The organism is Paenibacillus cremeus (assembly GCF_007786445.1).
In the GTDB taxonomy this organism is placed as follows: Bacteria; Bacillota; Bacilli; order Paenibacillales; family NBRC-103111; genus Paenibacillus_G; species Paenibacillus_G cremeus.
Genome location: NZ_VNJI01000009.1, coordinates 43879 through 69499, shown reverse-complemented (window position 1 = coordinate 69499; position 25621 = coordinate 43879). Strand labels below are relative to the sequence as shown.

At 53.6% G+C, this 25621-nt stretch carries 26 protein-coding genes; 16 read left to right on the top strand and 10 right to left on the bottom strand.

The window, feature by feature from the left end; genetic code table 11:
• Nucleotides 1–300: 300 nt before the first annotated feature.
• The 7 genes from coxB (at nt 301) to FPZ49_RS09105 (ending at nt 6372) form a co-directional block, all read left to right on the top strand.
• Entirely contained in the window at nt 301–1323 is a 1023-nt protein-coding gene (gene coxB, locus FPZ49_RS09135; protein ID WP_144845768.1) for a cytochrome c oxidase subunit II, read from the top strand.
• Nucleotides 1324–1435: 112 nt separating this feature from the next.
• Nucleotides 1436–3247, top strand: a complete 1812-nt coding sequence (gene ctaD, locus FPZ49_RS09130) for a cytochrome c oxidase subunit I (RefSeq protein ID WP_186445707.1) — start codon at nt 1436–1438, stop codon at nt 3245–3247.
• Nucleotides 3244–3867 (top strand): cytochrome (ubi)quinol oxidase subunit III, encoded by a 624-nt coding sequence (locus FPZ49_RS09125; protein ID WP_144845764.1) that lies wholly within the window; start codon nt 3244–3246, stop codon nt 3865–3867. The genes ctaD and FPZ49_RS09125 overlap by 4 nt, the downstream gene beginning before the upstream one ends.
• 1 nt (nt 3868) lies before the next feature.
• Complete coding sequence (locus tag FPZ49_RS09120) at nt 3869–4183, top strand: cytochrome C oxidase subunit IV family protein (protein WP_144845762.1); 315 nt, start codon at nt 3869–3871, stop codon at nt 4181–4183.
• 155 nt (nt 4184–4338) lie between these two features.
• The gene (locus FPZ49_RS09115; protein WP_144845760.1) at nt 4339–5214 is read left to right on the top strand and encodes a cytochrome c oxidase assembly protein; all 876 of its coding nucleotides are present in this window, start codon (nt 4339–4341) and stop codon (nt 5212–5214) included.
• Nucleotides 5215–5239: 25 nt separating this feature from the next.
• On the top strand, nt 5240–5695 hold the full coding sequence (locus FPZ49_RS09110) for a DUF420 domain-containing protein (RefSeq protein ID WP_144845758.1): 456 nt from the start codon (nt 5240–5242) through the stop codon (nt 5693–5695).
• A gap of 215 nt (nt 5696–5910) precedes the next feature.
• A complete protein-coding gene (locus tag FPZ49_RS09105) occupies nt 5911–6372 on the top strand; it encodes a chemotaxis protein CheX (RefSeq protein WP_144845756.1) in 462 nt (153 codons plus the stop codon).
• 65 nt (nt 6373–6437) lie between these two features.
• Here the strand turns inward: FPZ49_RS09105 and FPZ49_RS09100 are convergent, their stop codons facing one another.
• From FPZ49_RS09100 to FPZ49_RS09090, 3 genes are all read right to left on the bottom strand, one after another.
• Nucleotides 6438–6869, bottom strand: a complete 432-nt coding sequence (locus FPZ49_RS09100; protein ID WP_261381329.1) for a GNAT family N-acetyltransferase — start codon at nt 6867–6869, stop codon at nt 6438–6440.
• A gap of 19 nt (nt 6870–6888) precedes the next feature.
• Nucleotides 6889–7461: a histidine phosphatase family protein gene (locus FPZ49_RS09095; protein ID WP_144845754.1), complete on the bottom strand. Its 573-nt coding sequence runs from the start codon at nt 7459–7461 to the stop codon at nt 6889–6891.
• A gap of 106 nt (nt 7462–7567) precedes the next feature.
• Nucleotides 7568–8347, bottom strand: a complete 780-nt coding sequence (locus FPZ49_RS09090) for a C40 family peptidase (protein WP_144845752.1) — start codon at nt 8345–8347, stop codon at nt 7568–7570.
• Nucleotides 8348–8513: 166 nt separating this feature from the next.
• Here FPZ49_RS09090 and FPZ49_RS09085 point away from each other — a divergent pair, with 166 nt between their 5' ends.
• Both FPZ49_RS09085 and FPZ49_RS09080 read left to right on the top strand, forming a co-directional pair.
• Nucleotides 8514–9554 (top strand): peroxiredoxin family protein, encoded by a 1041-nt coding sequence (locus tag FPZ49_RS09085; RefSeq protein ID WP_186445700.1) that lies wholly within the window; start codon nt 8514–8516, stop codon nt 9552–9554.
• A 141-nt stretch (nt 9555–9695) separates the two neighbouring features.
• Entirely contained in the window at nt 9696–11099 is a 1404-nt protein-coding gene (locus FPZ49_RS09080; RefSeq protein ID WP_144845748.1) for an NAD-dependent malic enzyme, read from the top strand.
• A gap of 234 nt (nt 11100–11333) precedes the next feature.
• Here FPZ49_RS09080 and melA read toward each other — a convergent pair whose 3' ends face one another.
• Nucleotides 11334–12707 (bottom strand): alpha-glucosidase/alpha-galactosidase, encoded by a 1374-nt coding sequence (melA, locus tag FPZ49_RS09075; protein ID WP_144845746.1) that lies wholly within the window; start codon nt 12705–12707, stop codon nt 11334–11336.
• 127 nt (nt 12708–12834) lie between these two features.
• Here melA and FPZ49_RS09070 point away from each other — a divergent pair, with 127 nt between their 5' ends.
• Nucleotides 12835–13731 carry a helix-turn-helix transcriptional regulator gene (locus FPZ49_RS09070; RefSeq protein WP_144845744.1) on the top strand — a complete coding sequence of 299 codons (897 nt, stop codon included), beginning with the start codon at nt 12835–12837 and terminating at the stop codon, nt 13729–13731.
• Nucleotides 13732–13745: 14 nt separating this feature from the next.
• On the opposite strand, the gene FPZ49_RS09065 is transcribed toward FPZ49_RS09070, so the two are convergent.
• Nucleotides 13746–14573 (bottom strand): SPL family radical SAM protein, encoded by an 828-nt coding sequence (locus FPZ49_RS09065; RefSeq protein WP_144845742.1) that lies wholly within the window; start codon nt 14571–14573, stop codon nt 13746–13748.
• A gap of 106 nt (nt 14574–14679) precedes the next feature.
• The gene (locus FPZ49_RS09060; RefSeq protein ID WP_144845740.1) at nt 14680–15645 is read right to left on the bottom strand and encodes an aldolase catalytic domain-containing protein; all 966 of its coding nucleotides are present in this window, start codon (nt 15643–15645) and stop codon (nt 14680–14682) included.
• Between the two features lie 349 nt (nt 15646–15994).
• Between FPZ49_RS09060 and FPZ49_RS09055 the strand changes: the two genes are divergently transcribed.
• Both FPZ49_RS09055 and FPZ49_RS09050 read left to right on the top strand, forming a co-directional pair.
• A complete protein-coding gene (locus tag FPZ49_RS09055; RefSeq protein WP_261381328.1) occupies nt 15995–16633 on the top strand; it encodes a D-sedoheptulose-7-phosphate isomerase in 639 nt (212 codons plus the stop codon).
• The gene (locus FPZ49_RS09050; RefSeq protein ID WP_144845736.1) at nt 16630–17622 is read left to right on the top strand and encodes an ROK family protein; all 993 of its coding nucleotides are present in this window, start codon (nt 16630–16632) and stop codon (nt 17620–17622) included. The genes FPZ49_RS09055 and FPZ49_RS09050 overlap by 4 nt, the downstream gene beginning before the upstream one ends.
• Before the next feature lie 53 nt (nt 17623–17675).
• Here the strand turns inward: FPZ49_RS09050 and FPZ49_RS09045 are convergent, their stop codons facing one another.
• The gene (locus FPZ49_RS09045) at nt 17676–18005 is read right to left on the bottom strand and encodes a hypothetical protein (protein WP_144845734.1); all 330 of its coding nucleotides are present in this window, start codon (nt 18003–18005) and stop codon (nt 17676–17678) included.
• A 198-nt stretch (nt 18006–18203) separates the two neighbouring features.
• Between FPZ49_RS09045 and FPZ49_RS09040 the strand changes: the two genes are divergently transcribed.
• Nucleotides 18204–18620 (top strand): hypothetical protein, encoded by a 417-nt coding sequence (locus FPZ49_RS09040; protein ID WP_144845732.1) that lies wholly within the window; start codon nt 18204–18206, stop codon nt 18618–18620.
• Nucleotides 18621–18895: 275 nt separating this feature from the next.
• Nucleotides 18896–19786, top strand: a complete 891-nt coding sequence (locus FPZ49_RS09035; RefSeq protein ID WP_144845730.1) for a cation diffusion facilitator family transporter — start codon at nt 18896–18898, stop codon at nt 19784–19786.
• A 292-nt stretch (nt 19787–20078) separates the two neighbouring features.
• On the opposite strand, the gene FPZ49_RS09030 is transcribed toward FPZ49_RS09035, so the two are convergent.
• Nucleotides 20079–20966: an AraC family transcriptional regulator gene (locus FPZ49_RS09030; RefSeq protein WP_144845728.1), complete on the bottom strand. Its 888-nt coding sequence runs from the start codon at nt 20964–20966 to the stop codon at nt 20079–20081.
• A gap of 178 nt (nt 20967–21144) precedes the next feature.
• Here FPZ49_RS09030 and FPZ49_RS09025 point away from each other — a divergent pair, with 178 nt between their 5' ends.
• Both FPZ49_RS09025 and FPZ49_RS09020 read left to right on the top strand, forming a co-directional pair.
• On the top strand, nt 21145–21969 hold the full coding sequence (locus FPZ49_RS09025; protein ID WP_144845726.1) for a sugar phosphate isomerase/epimerase family protein: 825 nt from the start codon (nt 21145–21147) through the stop codon (nt 21967–21969).
• Nucleotides 21969–23153: a Gfo/Idh/MocA family protein gene (locus FPZ49_RS09020; protein WP_144845724.1), complete on the top strand. Its 1185-nt coding sequence runs from the start codon at nt 21969–21971 to the stop codon at nt 23151–23153. Before FPZ49_RS09025 ends, FPZ49_RS09020 begins: the two co-directional genes overlap by 1 nt.
• 64 nt (nt 23154–23217) lie before the next feature.
• On the opposite strand, the gene FPZ49_RS09015 is transcribed toward FPZ49_RS09020, so the two are convergent.
• Nucleotides 23218–24228 carry an HD domain-containing phosphohydrolase gene (locus FPZ49_RS09015; RefSeq protein WP_261381327.1) on the bottom strand — a complete coding sequence of 337 codons (1011 nt, stop codon included), beginning with the start codon at nt 24226–24228 and terminating at the stop codon, nt 23218–23220.
• 70 nt (nt 24229–24298) lie between these two features.
• Entirely contained in the window at nt 24299–25615 is a 1317-nt protein-coding gene (locus FPZ49_RS09010; protein WP_144845722.1) for a BaiN/RdsA family NAD(P)/FAD-dependent oxidoreductase, read from the bottom strand.
• Nucleotides 25616–25621: the final 6 nt, after the last annotated feature.

Sequence of the window (25621 nt, the reverse complement as noted above, 5' to 3'; positions counted from 1 at the left end):
AAAGACAGCACCGGGGTCGATCCACTTGATCTTAGGATTGGCTCCAAAAGATGAATTATGCGGCTGATCGAGCAAGGCCAAAACATGCATAATTCAACCGCTAAATGGAAATAACCAAGTAGAGGCGTGAGGCCGCAAACCCAAGTTCCACAAGAGTTCCGAACGTTTTGTGAACTTCCCTAGATTCATTGACAAAAGATTGGCACGAATTTATAGTTATTAATGGTGAACAGGCTCATTTGACAAAAAATGACCTTTTTTGAACGAAAAATATTTGCTTTATAAGGTGGGATTGATAAGATGAATCGATGGCAAAATCTGTGGCGCTTCATCCCTCTTTTCGGGTTGATGATGATGCTTTTAGCGGGATGTGGAGACAAAACAATTTCCACCCTGCAGCCAAGAGGTCCCGTGGCCAGAGATCAGCTGTTCCTAATGAAGCTTAGCTTTGGGATCATGCTTCTGGTCGTTGTGGTCGTTTTCTTGATTTATTTGTATGTTCTTGTTCGCTTCAGAAAGAAAAAAGGCGACAAAGACATCGTGCCTAAACAAGTGGAAGGAAGCCACACACTGGAGATCATCTGGACAGTGATTCCGATCATCTTGCTTCTGGTCCTGGCAGTACCTACCGTTCAATATACGTTTAAGGTGCTCGAGGATCATCGCCAAAACAAAGACGCCATCCATGTAAAAGTAACGGCGCATGCGTTCTGGTGGCAGTTTGAGTACCCGGAACTGGGAATTGCAACGGCGCAAGACTTGGTTATCCCTACAGGCAAGAAGATTGCCTTCGAATTGACTTCGGCAGACGTGAAGCACTCGTTCTGGGTTCCGTCGCTCGGCGGTAAGATGGATACCAACCCAGGCCTCACCAACGTGTACTACCTGCAAGCGGACGAAGTCGACACCTTTAAAGGGAAATGTGCGGAGCTTTGCGGTGCATCTCACTCCTTAATGGACTTCAAAGTGAAATCGATGGACCCGGCTGCGTTTGACCAATGGGTTGCTAAGATGAAGACGCCAGCGGTCGTTCCAGCGGATGCGAAGGCCGGCGAGCAAGTGTTTAAAGACAACTGCTTGTCCTGTCACGCGGTGAATGCACAAGGACTTGGCGCAGGTCCTAACTTGAACGGTCTAGCTTCCCGTGAGCTTATTGCCGGCATCCTGCCTCATAATGACGATAGCTTGAAGAAGTGGATCACCAATCCGCAGTCTGTCAAGCCAGGCACTCAAATGCCTGCATTCGGACCTACAGGAGCAAAGCTGCAGGATCAACAAATCAATGATGTGATTAAATATTTGGATTCGCTGCAGTTAAAGTAACGAGCATTAGGCTGCGGGCTGGGATTCGAGAGAATCATTCCAGTCGCAGCGAGGGAAAAAGGAGGTTAATACGGTGGCTCACGATCACAAGGTCAAGCGTCACACCGGTCTTATGGATTGGCTTACAACGGTGGACCATAAAAAAATCGGTATTTTGTACTTACTCGCAGGCGGCCTCTTCTTCTTGATGGGCGGGATCGAAGCGATTATGATCCGGATTCAGCTGCTTTATCCGGACCAAAAGATTTTCATCGGCGACACGTTTAACCAGTTAACAACGATGCATGGTACTACCATGATCTTCTTCGCGGCGATGCCGGTTATCTTCGCCTTCATGAACGCGGTCGTTCCGCTTCAGATCGGTGCGCGAGACGTAGCATTTCCGTTCGTTAACGCACTTGGCTTTTGGTTGTTCTTCTTCGGTGCCTTGCTGATGAACACGTCCTGGTTTTTGGGCGGTGCGCCAAATGCAGGCTGGACGTCTTACCCGCCGCTGGCCGGTATTGTAGATAGCACCGGCGCATTCCATGGCGTTGACTTCTACGTTCTCGGTCTGCAGATTGCCGGTATCGGTACGCTGATCGGGGGGATTAACTTCCTCGTTACGATCATCAACATGCGTGCACCGGGCATGACGTACATGAGAATGCCGATGTTTACATGGGCAGCGTTTATCACTTCCTTCTTGATCTTGTTTGCATTCCCAGCCATTACGGTTGGTTTGGTTGAATTGATGTTTGACCGTTTGTTCGGCGGCGGCTTCTTCGATGTCGCAAAGGGCGGTAATCCGGTCCTGTGGGAGCATATCTTCTGGATCTTCGGTCACCCTGAGGTTTATATCCTGATCTTGCCGGCGTTCGGTGTCGTTTCCGAGATCGTAGCCACCTTTTCCAGAAAGCGTTTGTTCGGATACAGCTCCATGGTATTTGCGACAGCGCTCATCGGGTTCTTGGGCTTCATGGTTTGGGCTCACCATATGTTTACAACGGGTATCGGTGCTGTCGGTGACGCGATCTTCGGGGTTGCGACCATGGCGATTGCCGTACCTACCGGGGTTAAAATCTTTAACTGGCTGTTCACGCTGTGGGGCGGTCAAATCCGATTCACAACAGCTAACATTTTTGCTACATCCTTTATTCCGACGTTCGTTATGGGTGGCGTTACCGGGGTTATGCTTGCTGTTCCGGCGGCAGACTTCCAGTATCACGATACATACTTCGTTGTTGCTCACTTCCACTATGTAATTGTCGGTGGTCTTGTGCTCAGCTTGTTCGCTGCTATGTACTACTGGTGGCCAAAGATGTTCGGCCGCATGCTGAACGAAACGCTTGGAAAAATTCATTTCTGGACCTTCTTCATCGGATTCCACATGACATTCTTCCCGCAGCACTTCCTCGGCTTGATGGGGATGCCGCGCCGCGTATTTACGTATCAACCGGGTGTAGGCCTGGAGCAAGGTAACTTTATCAGTACGATGGGTGCCTTCCTGATGGGTATCGGTACAATCGTATTCATCATCAACATCATTTCTACAAACAGCAAACCAATGACGGCTCCTGCGGATCCATGGGATGCTCGTACATTGGAGTGGACGATTCCATCGCCACCGCCGGAATATAACTTCAAACAAACTCCGCTTGTTCGTGGTTTGGATGCATTCTGGAAAGAAAAAATGTCTGGCAACAAAGAGATGACGCCAGCGGAGCCGATCGGTTCGATTCATATGCCATCGCCATCGATCTTGCCGTTCGTGATGTCTGTAGGTTTGTTCATCGCAGGCTACGGCTTCATGTATCACACTTACCTGTTTAGCTTCATCGGTATGGCGATCACACTGATTTGCATGTTCTTGAGATCCGTTTATGACGATCATGGCTTCCACATCGAGCCTGAAGAGTTAAATGATAAGGGGGTTAAGGCATGAGTGCAGCACATCACGGAGTAGGCGGCGCCTTGCCACCTCACGCAGAAACAGCAACTTTGGAAGGCAAAAATAAAGTCATGGGCTTCTGGCTCTTCCTCGGCGGCGAGTGCGTATTGTTCGGTACGTTGTTTGCATCGTTCATCGCGCTTCGCAACCAAGTTCCAGATGGTCCTACAGCACAGCATTTGTTCCAGATCGGTACGGTAGCATGGTCTACCTTCATCCTTTTGACGAGCTCCTTGACAAGCGTATTTGCTACGATGGCTTTGCACCGCGGCAAGTTGAAGTCAGTACAAGGCTGGCTGTTGATTACTGTATTGCTCGGTCTTTGCTTCTTGGGCTTGGAAATTAAAGAGTTTTTCGAATATGTCCATGAAGGGCATACTTTCAGTAAGAGTGCATTTGCAACGTCGTTCTACTCGCTGGTTGGTTTCCACGGAGCTCACGTAGCGTTCGGGGTATTGTGGATCACGCTGCTGATTATCTCGAGTATGAAAAAAGGTCTTACGGTTGTTACCGCGCCGAAGTTTTATGTTGCCGGTCTGTACTGGCACTTTATCGACGTCGTGTGGGTGTTTATCTTCACCGTAGTATACCTGATGGGGAAGGTGGGTCCATAACATGAGCAGCCATAACCATACAACAACGGGTACGGAGCGTCATCGCTTAGAAGGACCAAGAAACCATTATCTTTCGTACATTATTTCTATCGTACTGACCATGCTGGCTTTCGCCATCGTGCTGTACGGAGGTTTGGATCGTTCGTTTATCATCCTGTTCCTCGTTGGTCTTGCGATTGTGCAAGCTGTTTTCCAGTTGGCTTATTGGATGCACATGAAGGACCGCGGTCATTTCTTCCCGATTATGGGGTTGGCTATGGGGGCGTTTGTCGCCCTGACAGCCGTGGCTATGGCCGTATACTGGCTGTGGTGGTAATTCGTTAAATTAGGTTCATACATGCAGGAGAGGCGGCTTTGAAAGAAAAGCCCCTCTCTTTTGCTTAGGTATGAGAAAGTTTTCACGAATCTGCCACATGTAATAACTGTAAGTCCACGACCGATAACACGGTTGCGGCAGAAAAGGAGCTTACTATGAACTCGCCTATGTCACATGGAGGGCATGAAGCTGCAGCGACGTTTGCGCAGCTGTGGAGTCCGGGCTTTCTGTTAATCATGCTGGTGATCGGCATCTTGTACACCTTTACCGTGGGCCGCTGGCGGCATCAGTTTGCAAACAGCGAGCCGGTGTCGTTCAAGCAGCAGCTGAGCTTTTGGATCGGCTTGGCGCTTTGGTATGCTGCGGAAGGATCGCCAATCGCTTTCTACGGTCAGCATTATATGTTCAGCGTCCATATGTTCCAGCAGTCAATTCTTTACTTGATGATGCCGCCGTTTTTGCTGGTGGGGACACCGGGGTGGCTGCTTCGCTCGGTTCTGAAGGGGAGCGTAATAAAATTTGTGGTCCGAATGCTGACGAATCCGCTGTTGGCGCTGTTTTTCTTCAACTTCGTATTCTCTATGTACCACATTCCGATGGTCATGGATTGGCTGATGGATCATACGACGGCGCTTGCCGTGTACAAAGCCATCTTTTTGTTTGCTGCCTTCCAGATGTGGTTCCTGGTATTCTGTCCGCTGCCAGAGTACAATACCTTGTCTGAGCTCAAAAAAATGGGCTACATTTTTCTCAATGGAATATTGCTCACACCGGCGTGCGCTTTGATCATCTTTGCGAATCAGCCGATGTATGCGATGTACAATACGGTTTCGGATCAGTTTTTATTGCTGCCGATGCTCGACGATCAGCAGCTGGGCGGCGTCATCATGAAAATCATCCAAGAGATTGTCTATGGGTTCGCTTTAGGATATTCCTTCTACCGTTGGTACCGCATGGAGCGCAAGCAGGAAGAGGAAGAGGATTTGGCCGAGGAAGCGTTCCATGCCCAAATCCATATGAATCAAGCATAGAGAATTGTGATAGGTGGGAGTATTCGTGTTTATATTACCTACGATCAGTACCAGCTTTATCGTGATTAGCGCCATTCTGGTGGGGATTGGCTGGTACCAAATTGTTAAAGGAAATCGGGAAGCGCACCAAAAAGTGATGCTATGGGGCGCAGCGTTTGCGCTGGCCTTCTTCCTCATTTATGCGAGCCGGACGCTGTTTGTGGGCAACACCTCCTTCGGGGGGCCGGACAGCTTGAAGCTTCCGTATCACCTGTTCTTGTTTTTCCATATCACCTTGGCTACCGTTGCCGCCGTCTTTGGAATTGTAACCTTGGTGCTGGCCTTCAACAAAAAGTTCGCGAAGCATCGTAAAATCGGCCGCATTACGGCTGTAATCTGGCTCCTTACCGCTCCAACCGGTGTTGTGGTATATGTAATGCTTTATTTGATGTATCCTGGCGGCGCGACCAAGCCGGTATTAGATGCGATTTTGGGAACGTAGCATGAATTTTCGACAAAAAGGGATCTGGCCTCTGTTGGTTGGGTTCCTTTTTTCTATTCAATAACGGATTGAACTATGGTAAAATTTTTATGAATAGGTTGTAACCTCCTGCGAGCGATTCCCAACACAGCCCCTAGTATTTCACTCTGTGGTTTACGAAGCGGAACAAGCATGGATACCATCGGAGGAATTACACTTTTTGGGGAGCTGTAGTGATGAATGTAAATTATATTAATCCGTTTATTGAAACCACGACTGATATTTGTGATAAGGTTGCCCATATTACGGCTAAGCTGGGGAAGCCTCATCTCAAACGGGAGATCGTAGTAGTTAATGACTCCGTTGTTGTAAGTGTTGGCGTAACAGGGGAAATGCGGGGCTCGGTTTACTTGACCATGTCCTTAGAGGATGCCCTTTATGTCGCGGGTAAGATGATGGGCACCAGCCTGCGGAAATTGGATGAAATCTCGAAAAGCGCGATTAAAGAGCTGATGAATATGATTATCGGGAATACGGCTACCGTGTTTTCGAATCGGGGGATTCAAATCAACATTACGCCGCCGAACTTATTTACGGGCAGCGGGATGGAGATTTCTTCTGTTGGCTCGGTTATCTTATGTGCTCCGATCATCCTGGATATCGCGTACAAGCTTGAAATGGCTGTAGCCTTAGAATAACAACAAACCATAGAACAATACCCCGTGGAGAGGCATTGGATTGCTTTTCTCACGGGGCTTTTCGTTTACTCGTCCTCGGGTTCCACTTCATAAACACATTCAAACCGCTCCACACCCGGATATTTCTCTCCCAAGCTAATCACTTGAAAGCCTACATTGCGATAAAAATCAACTGCAGCCTCATCGGTCTCCGCCCGGATCAGCTTAGGCTGTTTGGTCTCTAGCAGCTCCAGCAGCAATCCGCGGCCGTACCCTTGATTGCGGTATTCCGGGTGTACGGCGATATGATGAAGCTCCAGCGTGAGCTGGTCATCGAGCGTAAAGCCCGCCACGGCCAGGACTACGCCGTCTTGCTCCAAGCCGTAGATTTCACGGGAGGCATCCGTTTTATATACTTGCAGGTTGTGCTCGATTCGGTCCGCGTCCGCCACCATAGCATAGACAAGAAGCTCCAGGACCTGCTCGTCTCCAATTCGGTGTTTCATATTAGTTAGCAAAATAGGTTCGCTCCTTCGTTCATTCCGTCCACAGTCGGGTCACATGCACCAAAGCATCCTGTTCAAAGTCCATCCGATATATATCAGGCTTGGAGGTTTGCTTCCAGAAGTGGAGGCCGTACTGTGCATCATATTGCTGCATGATCAGCGTCATAATGTTGCCATGTGTGCCTACGGCGATCGTTTCTCCCCGATGCTTGTCGAGAAGACGCTGAAACGCCTGGACTCCTCTGCGAGCCGCCGTCGTATTGGATTCTCCGCCCGGCAGGGTAAGATCCGGATTGGCAAAGACATTCTCGATCGTAGACGTGAACTCTTCGTTAGGGATGACGTAATCCTCAGCGGCCAGCAAGCGCTCCCGCAGGTCCTCGTCGACTTCAATCTTCGACCCGATCGCTTGGGCCAGTGGCTCCACCGTGAGAATGGCTCTGGCATACGGGCTGGAGGCAACCACGGTAATCCCCGCATCCTTCAACAATTCCGCAGCACGCTTGGCTTTTTCCGATCCCTGAGGGGTGAGTCCTCTTGACCGTTCGTCCCCTTCCGTATAGGGCGATTCGGCATGCCGTACCATATAGACCGTTGTTTTCATCCATCTACCTCCGCGCTCAGGATAGCAGCTTAATTACTATACCATATTTTAGAAGAATAGACGAAAAATCCGCCCCTCCGATTGGAGAGACGGACTGTTTGAAGCGTTATTTCAATGCGCTGCCGCCGAAAATAAAGCGTTTTTCCCAATGTGTGCCGGCAATAGAGTCGATACGGACGCCGCCGGATTGCTTAGAGTATGTGGACAGGATTTGTCCATTCCCAATGTACATCGCTACGTGGGTAACGGTCTGATTCGATTTGTTGCTTGGATAGGTTCCACCCACACCGCGGTATTCCATGAAGAACATCAGGTCGCCCGGTTTCAGATCGCGCCAATTCGTCGTCGTTTTTCCGATCGATTTCACGTAGCTAGCTTGTCCGCGGGAATCGCCCGGAAGCGTAATGCCTGCACCGTCTTTGAAGGCTTGTCTTACAAAATCGGAGCAATCAAACGTTTTGGTATTGGAGCGGTCGGAGCCGTACTCGTATGGCGTGCCCAAGTACTTTTTGCCGGCGCTGATGATTTTGTTGCGCAGGGCTGTGGAATCACCGGCGCTGCTGCTTGTCCCACCGGAAGAGTTCGAAGGAGCCGATACCGAACCGGAGGTTGTAATATATTTGCTGCTGGTGGAGACATAGCCGACGCGTCCGCTGCTGTCACGAACCTGGTACCAGTAGTCGTTCACCTTGTTGAGAATCGATACCTTTTCTCCGGCTTTCAGATAGCCGTAGCTTGTGCTGTTCACATTAGGCTGTGACCGAAAGTTTACGCTGCTCACGATCGAGCCGGTGGACGCGGCTTGGGCTTGTCCAGGTGTAATAGCGGCATTGAAGCTAAGGGCGATAGTAGTGGCGAGTAACAAGGTTGTGATTTGCCTTTTCAAGGTGAATCCCTCCTGCAGTTCTAGTTGTTAGTTTATATGTACAAGCTTAGGCTCAGCATCGCTTCAGGCGAGTAAGCGCAAGCTGGGACACCACATTTGACAAACCGATTCCTTGCGCTCCACAATGGTAAGAAATACAACTAATGAGAGAACGGTGAAAGATCGGATGGATACAATGACGTGGGGACCGTTGGTGCTGCAAAAGCATATGCTATTTGCAATCGTGGCTGCGGCGGCGGGTTACGGAATATTGAGGCTTCGGCTCCGAGGATCAGAGTCGGCAGCGGCTGTGAGCGCTGTCTTGCTTAACGCCTTGCTGATCTGGATCGTAAGCTGGAAGCTCAGCCTCCTGCTGTTCAATGGCATGAGCGTGCTGCGCAATCCGGTGTCGCTGCTGTATTTTAACGGCGGCGAACGCGGAGTCTGGCTTGCCACGCTGCTTGCGGCAGGGTATGTTGGCTTTATGGGCTGGAAAAACAAAAAAAATCTACCCATTTATACAGATTCGGGGTTAGGTTCCATTTTAGGGGGGGCCTCCTTATATTTGGCTTTTATTTTTTTTGAAGGGGAGCAAAACCGCATTACATTAGGCTTAATTGTGCTGCTTGGGGTTGTTCTGACGGTGTTGTGGCTGCGCTCCAGGCCTACGACGCATTGGCGCATGTCCGTGCAGTGGGCGGTCATGTTTATATTGGGGTACGCGTTGATTCAATCGCTGGCTGCGCATGGCTGGGACAAACCGGGAACGACCGCGGTTGCGGAAGACGTGGGGCTGAAGGTTGGCCAGCAGGCGCCTGATTTTGACCTGATGCTGCTGAGCGGGCAGCCGGCCAAGCTGTCGGACTATCGGGGACGGACAGTGATCCTCAACTTTTGGGCGACGTGGTGCCCCCCGTGCAAGGCGGAGATGCCGGAGATGCAGAGCTTTTTTGCCGAGAATGAGAAAAATGGAGTCGTCGTGCTGGGTGTCAATGCGACCTCGACGGAGGCGAGCGTCCCGGTGGTGAAGGCGTGGGTGGACGAGTGGGGGCTCAGCTTCCCCGTCGCACTGGATAGTAAAGGAGACGTCAGCCAGTCGTATCGCGTGAACGCGTATCCGGCGACCTATGTTATTGATGGAGATGGCGTGATCCGGGATAAACATCCGGGGCCGATGAATGCGGATATGTTAAAGGAAGCAGCGACTAAAGCGAAGCCGGGGAAATAATCTCCAGCTCTTCTTGGTTATACTAATGTGGCGCATTAAAGGGACGCATTGCGGGAGAAAATGGTTCATGTTACGATCAGGAAGGCGCTATCAAAAGACGACCAATTAGTTACTATTTTGTTATAGAGGAAGGGTTATCGAATGGCTCAAACCAGTATCATTTTGCGGGTTGAACTGAATCACGAGAAGGTTTCGTTTGGGGATGTAGCTGCGACGATCAGCAAGGCCGGAGGAGACATTACTTCCATTGACGTTATTCGTCCCGGCAAGGAGTCGTCCGTTCGCGATATTACCGTAGACGTGGCGGAGTCTGCAGAGGCGCAAGTGGTAGATGCGCTGAAGGAGCATGAGGGCATCAAGTTAATCAACGTGTCCGACCGCACGTTCCTCGTTCATTTGGGCGGAAAAATTTCGGTTCAGCCGACCCTGCCGATCAAAAACCGGGACGACCTGTCTCGCGTCTACACGCCGGGCGTGGCTCGGGTTTGTACGGCGATTCACGAAAACCCGAAAAAAGCTTATTCGCTGACCATTAAGCGTAATACCGTTGCGGTTGTGACGGATGGAACGGCCGTGCTTGGTCTCGGCGATATCGGTCCGAGCGCTGCAGCTCCGGTTATGGAAGGTAAAGCGATGCTGTTCAAACAGCTGGCCGGTGTGGATGCGTTCCCAATCTGCCTGGATACGAAGGATACGGAAGAAATTATCCGTACGATTAAAGCGATCAGCCCGATCTTCGGCGGCATCAATCTGGAGGATATCAGCTCGCCTCGCTGCTTCGAGATTGAAACGCGTCTAGCGGAGGAGCTGGACATTCCAGTATTCCATGACGATCAACACGGTACCGCGGTTGTTGTGGTCGCCGGTTTGCTCAACGCGTTGAAGGTCGTCGGCAAGCGGATCGAAAACGTCCGTGTGGTTGTCAACGGCATTGGCGCGGCAGGCGTGTCGATCTGCAAAATGCTGCTGGCTGCCGGCGTCACTCGCCTTGTGCCCGTAGACCGTGAAGGGGCGATCGTTCGCGGCGGATCTTACGAGTACCCCATGTGGCAATGGCTTGCGGAGCAGCCACAGGTCGAAGCTACGCCAGGGGTGCTGAAAGAAGTGCTGCGCGATGCCGACGTATTCATCGGCGTATCCCGCGGCGGGCTGCTGAACGCTGAGGATGTTTGTACGATGGCACCGGATCGCATCGTGTTCGCGATGGCCAACCCGAAGCCGGAGATCGATCCGGAAGAGGCGCTGCCGCACGTGCGCGTGCTGGGAACCGGGCGAAGCGATTACCCGAACCAGATCAACAACGTGCTGTGCTTCCCAGGCATTTTCCGTGGGGCGCTCGATTGCCGCGCACGCCGCATCAACGAGCCGATGAAGCTCGCCGCTGCTCGCGCGATTGCCTCGGTCGTTACCGAAGCGGAGCTGAACGAGCATTATATTATCCCGAGTATTTTCAACGAGCAAGTGGTTACGAAGGTACGGCATGCCATCATCGAGGCTGCCATCTTAACCGGCGTCGCTCGTCGGATTCCGCCGGATTTCCGGTAGGAATGGAAGAGACCGTCAGAAGCGTGAAGCTTTTGACGGTCTTTTTGTGTTTGGCGGGGGCGATACAATAGCGGAACTGAATTCCGTTATTTCCGTTCTTTCAGCGTCTGATCGGTGGAATAGGCATGAATAGCGGAATGGAGTTCCGCTAGCTCTCAGCAAGAGCAGCTGAAGGGTGGAATAACGGATCTCAGTTCCGTTAACGATCACCAATCATAAATTAGCGACTGGCCGTTACAGCCTTCCGCCGTTCGGCAGCGGAATGTCCTTCCACGTGCGGCCTTCGCCGTTAAACTGTGGCAGCCACGGACCGAGTGCCTCGAACATGTCGTCGCACATGCGCCAGACCTCGTCGGTCGTGCAGACCGCAGCGGTCAGCGGGTCATGCAGCACTGCCTGCTTCACCAGCGTCCGGTTGCCGGTCAGCGCAGCTTCGACTGCCATCTCTTGGACGCTGATGCTGGCGCGGCACGTGGCGGCGCAGGCGAGCGGCAGGTCGCCGATGAACGTCGGCTGGATGCCATTTTTATCGACGTAGCAAGGAATCTCGATTGTACTGCCGTTCGGCAGGTTGGTGATCAAGCCTTGGTTGCCGATGTTGAAGTGTCCGCGATATACCTTGCCGGTCTCCAACGCTTCCAAGATGTATGAGCCGTGCTCCTCCGAACGCTCTCCGAGGCGGATGAACTCCATCTCGCCGCTCAGCCATTTCGGATAATTCTCCTTATACTCATCTCCACGGCTAAGGCAGTGGTTCAAATACCCGCCGGTTTCTCCGCCGATCCATACCTTATCGTAAATCCATTTCGCCGTTTCCTCGTTGTTCCGTTTCCGATACCAAGGCAAATACTCGCTCAAATGGCCGTTGGACTCGGTAGAGAAGTAGCCGAAGCGGCGCAGCACGTCGATCCGGCAAGGCTCCTTTTGCGCGATCTCGGTGTTCTGCTCCATCGCCCCCAAGATGTCCGGCACCAGATCCCGGCCTTCATGGCTGACGCGGATAAACCAGGTCTGGTGGTTGATTCCGGCAGCGGTGAACTCGACTTCTTGCTTGGGCAATCCGAGCGCCTTCGCAATCAGCGAATGGCTGTGCTGCACGCCATGGCAGAGGCCGACCGTGCGAACGCCGCCGGCGCGCCGCAGCGCCCACGTGTTCATCGCCATCGGGTTCGAGTAGTTGAGCAGCAGCGCGCCTGGAGCGAGCTCCCGCATATCTCGAGCGATGTCGAGCAGCACAGGGATCGTCCGCAGGGCGAAAAATACGCCGCCCGGCCCAAGCGTATCGCCGACGCATTGATCGACGCCATAGCGGAGCGGGATTTCGATGTCGTGCTTGAACGCCTCCAGTCCGCCTACGCGGGCGGTGCAGAACACATAATCTGCGCCGGCAATCGCCTCACGCTGGTCGGTGGTGGCCAGGATGGTCGCTGGCAGGCCGTTTTTCTCGATCATGTGCCGGCATAGATTCGCGGCCATCGTCAGATTTTCTTCATTGATATCCATGAAACGAAATTGCGCATCTCTAAAAGCTTCTACTGCAAGAATATCCATCACTAATCTGCGGGTAAATCCGATACTGCCTGCGCCGATCATGGCGATTTTTAGCATGAGTAACAACGCCTCCATTTGGCTGTGGTAGCTGGTTATATTGACACGCTCATCCGGACAGTTCCATAATAAGGGATAGCTGCAAGAGCTTACAATGATAACATATTTTCGAAAGGATGCGACTATATTGCTGTTTCCCCATGAGGCGTGCGAGCGTTCCAGCTTTGGCTTTAAATATATGAGCGGGGCGGGACTGCCGGTTCGACTGATCAATATCGGCTGGGATCGGGTGACCTCGGAGGCGTATCGGTGGCATGGCCTCCAGCGGGGCGGCGGCTATGTCGTGTTTCAATACACGTTGAATGGCAAAGGGATGCTGCGGGACGGGGAGAAGGAGTACGCGGTGCCAAAGGAGACCGGATTTTTGACCGTGGTGCCGGGCGATCAGGAGTACTATTTGCCGGAGGATGCAGGCGAGTGGGAGTTTTTGTACGTGGTGGTCCATGGGGTGGACGCAATCAACCATGCGACGGAGATCATCCGGCAAATGGGACCGGTGCTCAGCTTCCGCGAGCAGCAAGAGCCAGTGAAGACGCTTAGCCGGCTGTATGCGGAGGTGTACGGCAATCCGCAGCTGGATAAGTTCACGATCTCGGCGAGGCTGTATGAATGGCTCATGGGCCTGCATCGGATCACGGAGGGCCGGGACATTGTACGGGAAACGGAGGAGCTGCCGGGACCGATCCGGGCGGCGGTGAAGCTGATCAAGGGAAGCTACATGAAGGATCTGGCGATCGAGGACTTGGCGGAGGCGGCAGGGCTGACGAAGTTTCATTTTTGCAGGCAGTTTCATAAGAAAACCGGGCTCAAGCCAAGCCAATACCTGCGTAAAATTCGGGTGGAGCAGGCGGCCTGGCTGCTGCGGCACACGGACAAAACGGTGGAGACAGTGGCGCGAGATTGCGGCTTTGTTTACGCCAACTATTTCATCAAAGTGTTTCGATTGTTGGTCGGTGCGACCCCCATCGAATATCGTGCCGGGAAAAAGGTCGATCCGGTCTATTTTCTTCGCGTCGAGCCGTAAGGGACGTTTAGGATTTAGGGTAAAAAGCCGGCCTGACTGACATATATGCTTTGTGGCGGAAAATAGCGCTGCAGCTGCTCCACGACGCCCTTGTAGGCTGCTCGGTCATACCACGCTTCCAGCCCGAGCGACTCGTAGATGCGCCGAATGCCGAGCCGCTCGGTGCGGCGTCCCAGGCTGCCGTCGCCCATGAAGAAGTCGTCGACGCACAGTCGCGTCACACCGGTGTCCGCGAGCCGCTCCGCGAACTGCTCGCTGCTCGGCAGCACAGGCGACACGCACGCCTGCACGGGCACACCAGCTTGTACAAGGCGGCGCAGCGTCTGCAGCCTGGCCGGGATCGGCGGCGCGGCCGGCGAGAACGCTTTGCGGACCGGCTCCAGGTCCGTCTCAACCGTGAGGCTGACGCGGACGCGCGAGCCGAGCTGCTGGAGCAGGTCGATATCCCGCGTCACGAGCGGGCTGCGGGTCTGCACCAGCACGAAGTCGGGCGCTTCCGATGCAGCCATTGCTGTGAGCAGCGAGCGCGTCAGCTCCGTGCGGTACTCGATCGGCTGATAAGGGTCGGTGCTCGAAGACATGAAGACGGTCACCGGCCCTTTTCGCTTCGCACGGGTCAGCTCCTTCACCAGCAGCTCGGCCGCCGATTGCTTCACGTCGACCCAGGTGCCCCAAGGCTCGGAGCGAAACTTGGCCACGGGCATCTCGCGCACGTAGCAGTACGAGCACGCGAACGCGCAGCCGGTATACGGGTTCAGTGTATGGCTGTAGCCGGTTAAATATCCGGTGGCCGGGTTTAGCAGTGACTTTGGGGTTTTCCAGGTCAGGGTAGGTGTTGGCATCCTAGAGTGGGCACTCCTTTCTGAGCTTCTGTGCGGGTGGGGAGAACAAGAAACCCGGTTTTTCTACTCCGTGGGGAGAGAGAAACCGGGTCTTTTTTCATTTATGTTAGTCGGAATGATGATTTGTTGGCATAACTTCCGGCGAAGTCAGCTTGTCGTAGAACTCCACAAACTTGTCGCGGTCGTCGCTTGCACGAAGCGCCATTGCTGCACGAGGGTGATCGTTCAGAACGCCGGCGATCATGTAAGGGATCACATATCCCCACTCCCATTTCTCACGCATTGGGATCATGTGTTTCTCGATAATGCCGAGAATCGGACGCAGGTCGTACTTCGGATTTTTCAATTGGCTGACGATTAGCTCAGTAGGGCAGTTCCCTGCGGCGCGGCCCATTCCGTATACCGAGGTATCCAGGAATTGCACGCCTTTGCTAGCACCCATGATGGTGTTGGAGAAAGCCAGCTGCATGTTGTTGTGCATATGAAGACCGAGCTTCTTGTTCGGAAGCAGACGTTGGAACTTGGATACGAGGTAGTCGATATCCTTGTAGTCCATGCTGCCGTACGAGTCTACAATGTAAACGACGTCTACTGCGCTCTTGGCAATTTCTTCGAACGCTTCGTTCAAGTCATTCTCCATCACATGGGACAGGGCCATGATGTTGATGGAGGTTTCGTAGCCGTAGCCGTTGAACTTCTGAACCAGATCCAGCGCCTTGTCTACATCCTTAATGTATGTTGCTACGCGGATCATATCGAGAGCGCTCTGCTCACGAGGCAAAATGTCATTCTCATCAACACGGCCGATATCCACGAGCGCGGACAGCTTGGTGTCAGTCTTGTGGGAGAGAACTTCTTTCAAGAAATCCTCGTTCAAAAAGCGCCAAGGACCCGCATCCGCGCCTTTCAGCAGCTTAGCGGAGTTCTTATAACCGATTTCCATATATTCCACGCCAGCTTCGCTCAGTCCGTAATACATGTCCTTAACGAATTGGACGCTGAAATCCCAATTGTTGACGAGGCCCCCGTCACGAATCGTACAGTCCAGAATGCTGTGATTGTCTCTGGTCATGAATGCTTGCTCCTCTCAAGTAACGCCGCGGCACTCGACATCAAGGCCGGTGATTGTCCATGCAGTGGGACATCCGATGTGCGTTTAATAATGTAATGAATCGTCGTACTTTGCTTTGTGGCTTTTAAGCTTTTAAGCAGTAAAGCGACTTTTATATTTCTAAATATTACACAATTCGCGCTTTCTGTCAATGATAACAAATTACAATATCGGAGGCAATCCAAAAACAGCACAAAATGGAAGGGGGTTCACGATTGAAGATGGATGGCCCCCGAATAAATAATCCCTTTGACAATCTTGTTAATGCTGGGGGAAAATGGAATCAACCGACCGCCGGGAGGAAAGCTCTTTGAGACCAATTCTTCAAAAGCTGTATGAGAAATATCCCGAGCTTCAGGAGGCTTGTTCGGCTGACATTGATGCGGCGTTTGAGGTGCTTAGGGCCTCATTCGAGTCGGGAGGCAAGCTGCTGCTTTGCGGCAACGGCGGCAGTGCAGCGGACTGTGAGCATATTGTTGGCGAGCTCATGAAGGGATTCATGTACCGCAGGCAGGTTCCGGCGGACTACAGCAGCAGGCTGGCGGCAGAATATGGCGACCAGGGGGAGTATATTGCGAAGCATTTGCAGGGCGCGCTGCCGGCGATCGCTTTAGTGAGCCATACGGCGCTGGCTACCGCGTTCGCTAATGATGTGGCGGCGGATTTGATTTTTGCCCAGCAGGTGTATGGCTACGGCAAGCCGGGAGATGTGCTGCTTGGTATTAGCACCTCTGGTAACTCAGCGAACGTTCTTCATGCGGTGCGGGTAGCGAAAACGCTCGGGATGAAGACGATTGCGCTCACTGGTCGGACTGGAGGCCAAATGAACGGGCTCTGCGACGTCGCGATCCGTGCCCCGTGGGATCAGACGCCGGACATTCAAGAGCGGCATCTGCCGATCTATCATGCGCTGTGCATTTTACTGGAGGAGGCGTTCTTTACGTCATGACCTATCTTGGAGGCTTGGATATCGGAGGTACGAAGTGCGCGGTGGTGCTCGGTCGGGCTCGCGAGAACGGTGTAGAGATTCTAGGGAAGGTGCAGTTTCCTACACCGGCGGGGCCGCATGTAACATTGAGCCGCATGGCGGATGAGCTGGAGGCGCTGCTCCAGGAGCATTTGCCCGAAGGGGAGAAGCTGGCGAGCATCGGCATCAGCTGCGGCGGGCCGCTGGACAGCCGGCGCGGGCTGATTTTGTCGCCGCCGAACCTGCCGGGGTGGGATCGGGTCGATTGCCTCACGCCGCTGCGGGAGCGGTTCGGCGTGGCGGTGGCGGTGCAGAACGACGCGAATGCCTGCGCGCTTGCGGAGTGGCAGTGGGGAGCGGGCCGCGGGCTGCGGCACATGGTGTTTCTCACGTTCGGCACCGGGATGGGGGCCGGGTTGATTTTGAACGGCGAGCTTTACGCCGGGGCAAGCGATATGGCCGGAGAAGTCGGCCACATGCGGCTCGAGGACACGGGGCCGATCGGCTTCGGCAAAGCCGGCTCGTTCGAGGGCTTCTGCAGCGGCGGCGGCATCGCCCAGCTGGCCAGGAGCCGTGCGGCGGAGGCGCTTGCGCAGGGCCAGGCGCCGGCCTTTTGCCCGTCGTGGGAGGCGCTGGAGGCCGTTACGACGAAGCTGGTTGGCGAGGCCGCGGAGCAGGGGGACGCGCTGGCCTTGGACATCTTCGAGACCGTCGGCCGTAAGCTAGGGCGCGGGCTCGCGGTGCTCGTCGATGTGCTTAATCCCGAGCGGATCGTGATTGGCAGCATCTACGGCAGGCAGCAGGCGCTGCTGGAGCGCTTCACGATGGAGGAGCTGGAACGGGAAGCGTTGTCGCATGCTTTGCAGGCCTGCACGGTAGTGCCTGCCGGGCTGGGAGAGCGCATCGGCGATATGGCCAGCTTGTCCGTGGCGCTGGATGTATTGAGGCGTGCAGAGCAGGAACGTATATAAAGGAGGCGAAGCCAGAGTGAACCCTGGCTTCGCCTCTTTTTCTGAGCTGATATTTAATAGAGAATTCGGATGCTGCCAATGAGCGGCAATGGTTTCATGAATCCATTCACTGCATTTAGTATGCCCATGATGGTAAGCACCAGCACCCCCAGGTTGGCCAGAGGAATGAGCAGCAGGCCGAGGAGCGGAATAAAGCCGAGCACGACGTTGCAGGCGATCGCGGTTAGCAGCAGCACCAGTCCTTGATTGGCGTGGAACGTGGCGAACCGGGAGCCGCGGGCGGCCAGCAGCGGAATGAAAAATAAGATGTAGGCCAGCACAGCATACCATTTGTTAGCTTGTACGTCGCTATCGGGGCCAGGCCCCGAGGAAAAAGAGGACATCAGCGTTCACCCCTTGTCTATAATTTTGGCGGGGGAGCCGCACAACGCTTGTTTCCCAGCCCTTGCCCCGCTACCATCCTATGCCGGTCAGGCGAGGAGTATGTCTGGCGTCTTGGAGAGGGGGAGGAATAAGCTTCCTGCAAACCGCACATGCTAATTCCGATTCTTCAAAAAGCCGCGAGACGAAAGGAACAAGCTATGAGCAGTGCACCGATTTTTTTTCAATTTGAATCGAGGGACTCCGCCGCATTAGCCCAAGACACGCTGGAGGAGCTAGGCTACCAGGTCAGCCGTCATACGGAAACGCAGCATCCGACGCTGCACATTATTGTCGATCGTCATGATTTGGCCTCTGCGCTGGAAATTGCTCAATCCCATGGCGGCCAACTGGTGGAGCTGAGCGGCGCATCGGGCGAATCGGAGACGTATACTATGGCTTACGATCCGGAGCAGATGATCCCTATTCCGGCGCATACGGTGAATGAAGATTGGGAGGGGCTGTCGGCCTCCGATTATGTGAACCGTTCAAGCGGAGCCTATAACGATGACGGGGATCCCATGTTAGATCCGTCCGGCCACGATTATAACGGGTTTGATGCCGGTGTCCATCTGTAATGATCCGCTAGCCAAAGCAGCGGTCTTCGGCTTGGTCTGCAGTGCTTCATCATCGTTACGGTGAAGGCTGCACGCTTGCGGACGGCCGCTGCTGGCGTCTGGGACAAGATTTGCCGCAGAAAACAAAGTTGCCTTCACCCTATATTTATAAGCGGGGAAAACACTGTTTCTCTAGACCCACACGGTTCTCGTTTGTTACGATAGGTTGACCTCGAGAACCGGCAGGGCCGGTAGGGCAATTTTGGATTTTACGGATCGTGGAGGGGACTTTCAACGTGGAAACCTATGATAATTTGAAAGAGGGCGAAAAGGGCGCGTGGGTCAGTATTGCTGCGTACATTGTGCTGTCCTTTTTCAAAATCGGCATGGGCTATTGGACCGGCTCCGAGGCGTTGACCGCGGACGGGATCAACAATACGACGGATATCATCGTGTCGGTGGCGGTTCTGATCGGCCTGCGGATTTCGCGGAAGCCGCCGGATCGGGATCATCCGTATGGGCATATGCGGGCGGAAACGATCGCGTCGCTGGTCGCTTCCTTTATTATGGCGGTAGCGGGCCTGCAGGTCGTCATTCAGGCGGGGAAAAGCTTTTTCTCCGATGAACGTAGTGCACCGAGCATGGTGGCCGCGTGGGTCGCGCTGGGTTCCGCTGTGGTGATGCTAGGGGTCTATCTCTATAACAGCCGGCTGGCCAAGCGAATTAACAATCAGTCGCTCATGGCGGCGGCTTCGGACAATCGATCGGATGCGCTCGTCAGCATCGGGGCTGCTGTAGGCATCATTGCTTCTCGGTTCGGGTATCCGATTCTGGATGCCGTCGCCGCGTTTGTAGTCGGGATTATCATTTGCAAAACGGCGGGGCACATTTTTTCCGATGCTTCACATGCGCTCACGGACGGGTTTGACGATCGGAAGCTCAAGGTGTTCCGGCAGACGGTGAAAGAGACGCCGGGGGTTAAGCGGATCAAGGATATTCGTGCCCGGATTCACGGCAGTAATGTACTGCTCGATGTCGTGGTCGAAGTCAGCGCGGAGCTGTCGGTGGAGCAGAGCCACGATATCAGCGACGATATTGAGAAGCGAATGCAGGACGAGCACCATGTAGGCAATGTCCACGTGCACGTCGAGCCGTACGCAGAGACTAAAACGGCCAAAGGGAAGTAGGGCTGCGACCGCTGCAGCCTGTTTCATCGTGGCGGTGGCGCTGCTTAAATTTAAGATTGGTTTCATGTTATTTTCACATTCCTGTAACATTTGCGCCCTACAATGAATATAAGCTTAAATTGCGGGGAGGCATGCATCATGAAAGTAATGAAAGCAATACTTACAGGGTTTTTGTTCGCGTTCGTTTCGATTGGAATGCTGCCGTACTTATTAATTCAATCGTTTATGGACCTATAATCCTATTCCTATATTTTTTCTTTTTAAGAAGGGGCTGCCCCAAAGCAGCTCCTTTTTAGCTTTTTCGACGAAACTCAGCGGGAGTGAGCCCGTTCTTTTTTCGGAACATTCGGTAAAAATGCGTCAAATGATTAAACCCGACAAACGCCGAAATGCGCTCCACGCTCCAGTCCGGCTCCTCCTTGAGCAGCTTCATCGCTTGAACGACGCGAATGTCGTTCACATAATCGATGTAGGTCATGCCGCGGACCAGCTTAAAGACGGTGCTGAAATAGGTGGGGGACATGTTGGCCTTGGCGGCGGCGTCCTGCAGCTTGATATGGTTCATATATTGCTCGTCGATGTAGGCCAGCGCTTCCTCGAAGTGCTTCCGGTGAAGCCGTAGCAGCTGGTGCTCCTTCACGTCCTGCGAGTACTTCGTAAATTCACGTCCAGCGATGACGAGCAGCTTTTGCAGATCGGACTTAATGATAAAAGGATAGCCCTCCTCCTGCCGCTGGAACTCGTTGATCATCTCTGAGATGAGATGCTCCGTCACCCGTTGTCCCTCATATGAAAGATTCAGCTTAGGCAGCAAGGTATTGTTGAATTGGACGAACGGCTGAATGTAGGCAAAATCAACAAAGCTGTCGAGGCTGGTCAGATCGAGCAAATTGCGGTCGAGCAGGAAGGGCATGAAGTCGATATGGACCACCTCCGCCTCCTTGTCCGGAATCAGCTCCAGACAGTGCTCATACAGAGGCGGCACGGAAAATAAGTCCCCTTTGACAAGCGTGGCGCGGCGGCCTCCAACATTATGTATACAAGTGCCTTTGATGACGTAGCAAATTTGAAGATACTCGTGAGCATGATAGGGAGTGACGGACAGATGGCGATGGTCTTTGACTTCAATTTTGAACGGGAACGATTCATTCATAAAGGTATGATATTGAAATACTTTCATCCGCTATTCCTCCGGCACGTGCTGGGAATTATGGCAACGCTATCATTTTATCATGAAAAAAGGTTAAAAAGATCGTAAAAATGCGCAGGGTTATTCTCGGTTTGTTTTTATAAAATGGACATGGACTGAAGGAAAAAGTAGCGTCATAGACAACAGTTGCAACAGAGGAGGAAACGACATGAAAGTAGCCTTTCAAACGCTGGCTTGTCCGAACTGGACCTGGGAAACCATTGTACAGGAGGCGCACCGCTTAGGGTATGACGGCATTGAGATTCGCGGCATCGAAGGCGAAATGTACTTGCCGAAGGCGAGGCCTTTTTTGCCGGAGAATGTGGATCGCACGATGGCGCAGCTTCAGGAGCATGGGCTGGAAATTTGCTGTCTGGATACAGGCTGCTCGTTTCATGCGGAGGATAAATTCGAAAGCGCTATCAAAGAGGGGCGGGAAACGATCGATTTAGCGGTCAAGCTCGGCGTCCCCTATATTCGCGTGTTTGGAGACAAGCTTCCCGATCCGGAACGCAAGGAAGCAACGGTGGCTCAAGTAGCGGATGGCTTGGAGCAGCTCGGTCGCTACGCGGAGGGGAAAGGCGTGACAGTGCTGCTGGAGACCCACGGCGATTTTAACCGCCATGATCTGATTTCTGAGGTGCTGGGGCGTACAAGCAGTCCGGCGATTGGGGTGCTATGGGACTTTGAGCATCCGTATATGCATGGCGAGAGCGTGCAGGACACGTATGACCATTTGGCCCGTCACATTAAACATACCCATGTAAAAGATGCCAGAAATGTGGATGGCGTGAAGCAGCTGTGCTTGATCGGCGACGGTGAGGTTCCGATGGCGGACATTGTGCGCATTTTGCAGGAGCGGGGCTATACGGGCTGGCTGTCGCTGGAGTACGAGAAGAAATGGGTCCCCACGCTGGAGGAGCCTGAGGTTTCGCTGCCCGCCTATATTCAATACATTACCAACCTACTACATAAAGAGGAGCGAGTAAGCTAATGAGCAAAAAACTTAAAGTCGCACTGGTCGGTCTAGGCAACATCGGGAAAACCCACGTGAACTATTTGCCGAAAATGAACACCGTCGAGCTGGTCGCCGTATGCGATGTGGTCAAAGAAAAAGCCGAGCAATATGCTGCGATTTGCGGGACAGCGGCATTTACCGATTTTCGCGAAATGTTCGATCATGCGAAGCCGGAGGCCGTCATTATCGCGGTTCCGCACTACGATCACCCGACGATTGCGATCGAAGCGTTTGAGCGGGGCATTCACGTGCTGTGCGAGAAGCCGATCTCCGTTCATGTCAACGATGCGGCAAGAATGATCGAAGCTCACGAGCAAGCGAAGCTGACGTATCCGAAGCTGACCTTCGGTCTGATGTTCCAAGAGCGGACGTACCCGCATTACCGCAAAATCAAGGACATTCTCGATGGCGGCGAGCTGGGCCGGTTAACCCGGGTGACATGGATCAATACGACGATGTTCCGTTCCCAAACCTACTACGACAGCGGAGACTGGCGCGCGACATGGGCGGGCGAAGGCGGCGGCATTCTGGTAAATCAATGTCCGCATACACTGGATATGTATCAATGGCTGTTCGGCGTGCCGGTCAAAATCAGCGCCCACGCCCACATCGGCAAATACCACGACATCGAAGTGGAGGATGAAGTGACGGCGTATTTCGAGCACGAGAATGGCATGGTCGGCCATTTGATCGTGACGACGGCGGAATCGCCGGGAACGAACCGGTTTGAGATCGTTGGCGAGAACGGCAAGCTGGTTTATGAGGACGGCAAGCTGATGTTTTATCGAAACCGAAGCTCGATGCTGAGCTTTATCAAGGAAACGAAGAACAGCTTTGGACGCGTAGAGAACTGGCCTACGAATATTCCGGTATCGTCGGACACGAACGGGGCGCATCCCATTGTGGCGGAGAAGTTCGTAAATGCCATTCTGCAGGAAACCGGCGATCTGATCGCACACGGCCGCGAAGGGATCAACTCCGTCATCATTGCCAACGGGATTATGCTGTCCTCCTTTAAACAAGCGGTGCTGGCGGTTCCGTTCGATGCGGATGAATATGAAGCCAAGCTGCAGGAATTGATTCAAACCTCGAAGTATGTAAAAAAGACCGCAGCGAATAGTCAGGGGCAGGAAGATATGTCCGCCTCGTTCGGAAGATAACACGAAAAAAAAGCAGCTGCTACGGTGCCTGAGCTTAGGTGCGGTAGCGGCTGCTTTCTTTGTTTTATTCTATCCAATCGATGGTTGCGAAGGCATCGGTCAGCAAGGGATTGAACGATAGGCCGCGTTCAGATTGAATATAGTCGAGGGCTTGGTCGTGCGGCCAGGCATCTTTGTACGCCCGTCGGCTGGTCAGCGCATCGTAAACATCCACTAGGGAAACGATCTGAGCCTCCAAAGGGATGTCATCTCCGGCGAGCTGGTTCGGATAGCCGGTGCCGTCCCATTTTTCATGATGGGATTGGATGATGTTGCGGGCGAGAATAAACTCTTGATGAATGAGGTCGTCGTCCAAGCCGGAAATCATCTTATTCAAAATATCGACGCCGATGCTCGGATGCATTTCAATAATGACGCGCTCATAGCTCGTCAGACCGCCCGGCTTGTATAAAATGGACTCCGGAATCCCCGATTTGCCGATATCGTGCAAAATACTCGCGTTGACCAGGTGCCGTATGTACTCTTCGGATAAGGCATGAGGTGTTAATTCCATCAGCCTCCGCGCAAGCTTCTCTGTCATTTGCTGCACCCGAACGAGATGGCCCTCGATGGCTGGATCGCGCACTTCACACGAAATGGCGAGGGTGCGCAGCAGCTCATTTTGAATTTTCGCTTTGCGAGTCTCCGAGATGTAGCTGCCGTCGGACAATTGGTTTAAATTGCGGAAAATCCCCACGTAGTATAGCTTGTTATCCATCGTGATGGGCGTAATGGTGATCGAGGCGTGCCACAGCTCGTGATGCCTGGTGCGGTTAGTAAAAATGCCCGACCACGGCGCGTTTTGGGCTAACGTCATCTTCATGCTGTCATACGTCGATGGTGGAGTTAAGTTCGACCGAAGAAAACCGGCTCGGACCCCAATGATGTTTTCTCTGCTGAAGCCGGTGATCTTCTCGTAGGTATCGTTTACCGCTCGAATATGGTGTTGTTCGTCCGTGATGATGACCGCATCCCCAAGTTGGAGGAACAGAAACAGCTCGGGTTTCATATAGGTGACGTTTCCTTTCGTTTCCATGCGAATTCTCTCCTCATTATAGGAACAAGAAGCCGTGCTTCCTATCGGGGAATTCGCTGATTTCGAAAGCTTAACCACCCTGAAGATACTCAGCGGCAGAGGCCGAGGCACACTCCGCTGCGCTTTTGCCTGCGGTGTACCCTGTCGTGAACGCTGCAGTAATGTTGTAGCCGCCTGTATAGCCGTGAATGTCGAGAATTTCTCCGCAGAAGAACAGGCCCTCCACCAGCTTGGACTGCATCGTCTTCGGATCGACCTCTTTAAGGTTGACGCCTCCGCCCGTGACGAACGCTTCCTCCAGTGACAGCGTGCCGCTCACACGAACCGGGAACGCTTTGATGATCCTCGCCAGCTCCAGCCAAGGCTGCTTCGGGATGTTATCGTAGGTCAGTTCCTCGCTGAGACCCGCTTTTTTGAACAGAATCGGCAGCAGCCGATCCGGGACATACGATTTCAGCACGTTCTTAATCTGCTTCTTCGGCTCGTGCTGGCACAGACGCAGGGTGTCCTCGTATACCTCCTGTACGGAGCGGTCCGGCAGCAGGTCAATGGTGGTCTGCACCGTAGACTCGTCAAACTGCTTGAGCGCTTTGACCACGAACTGACTGCAGCGCAGCGCCGCCGGGCCGGACAAGCCGAAATGCGTGAAGAGCAAATCGCCTTCATGCTCGATCAGCTTCTTGCCCTTGGGGTTCCAGACGCTCAAGGTAATGCTGCGAAGCGAGAGCCCCTGCAGCTCCTTGCTCAGGATGAACGCCTCGCGCGAAGTGAGCGGCACCTCCGTCGGGTACAGCTCCGTGATCGTGTGCCCGCCCGCTTCCGCCCAGGCGTAGCCGTCGCCGGTCGAGCCTGTATGCGGCACGGATTTGCCGCCTGTGGCCAGCACGACCGCCCGGCTGCGAAGCCGCTCGCCGCTCGCCAGCTCCACGCCTGCGACGCGCCCGTCCTCGTACAGCACCTGGCGGACGGGGCTGTTCACGCGGATCGCGACGCCTTGGCTGCGCACCCGGTTCACGAGCGCGTCGACGACTGTCTTCGCCTTGTCGCTCACCGGGAACATGCGCCCGCGGTCTTCCTCCTTCAGCCGAATGCCCATCCCCTCGAAGAAGGCGATGATGTCGCGGTTGCTGAACGTAGCGAGCGCGCTGTGCAGAAACCGCCCGTTGCCGGGGATATGCTTGATCAGCTCATCGAGCTCCTTCGCGTTCGTGACGTTGCAGCGCCCGCCGCCGGAGATGCCGAGCTTGCGCCCAAGCTTGTCCCCTTTGTCGAGCAGCAGCACCTTTACAGCGGATCCAGCGCCTGCAGCCGCTTCTAGATTGCTGGCCGCGATGGCTGACATTAGCCCCGAGGGGCCGCCGCCGATAATAATGACATCGTAGGTCATGCGATT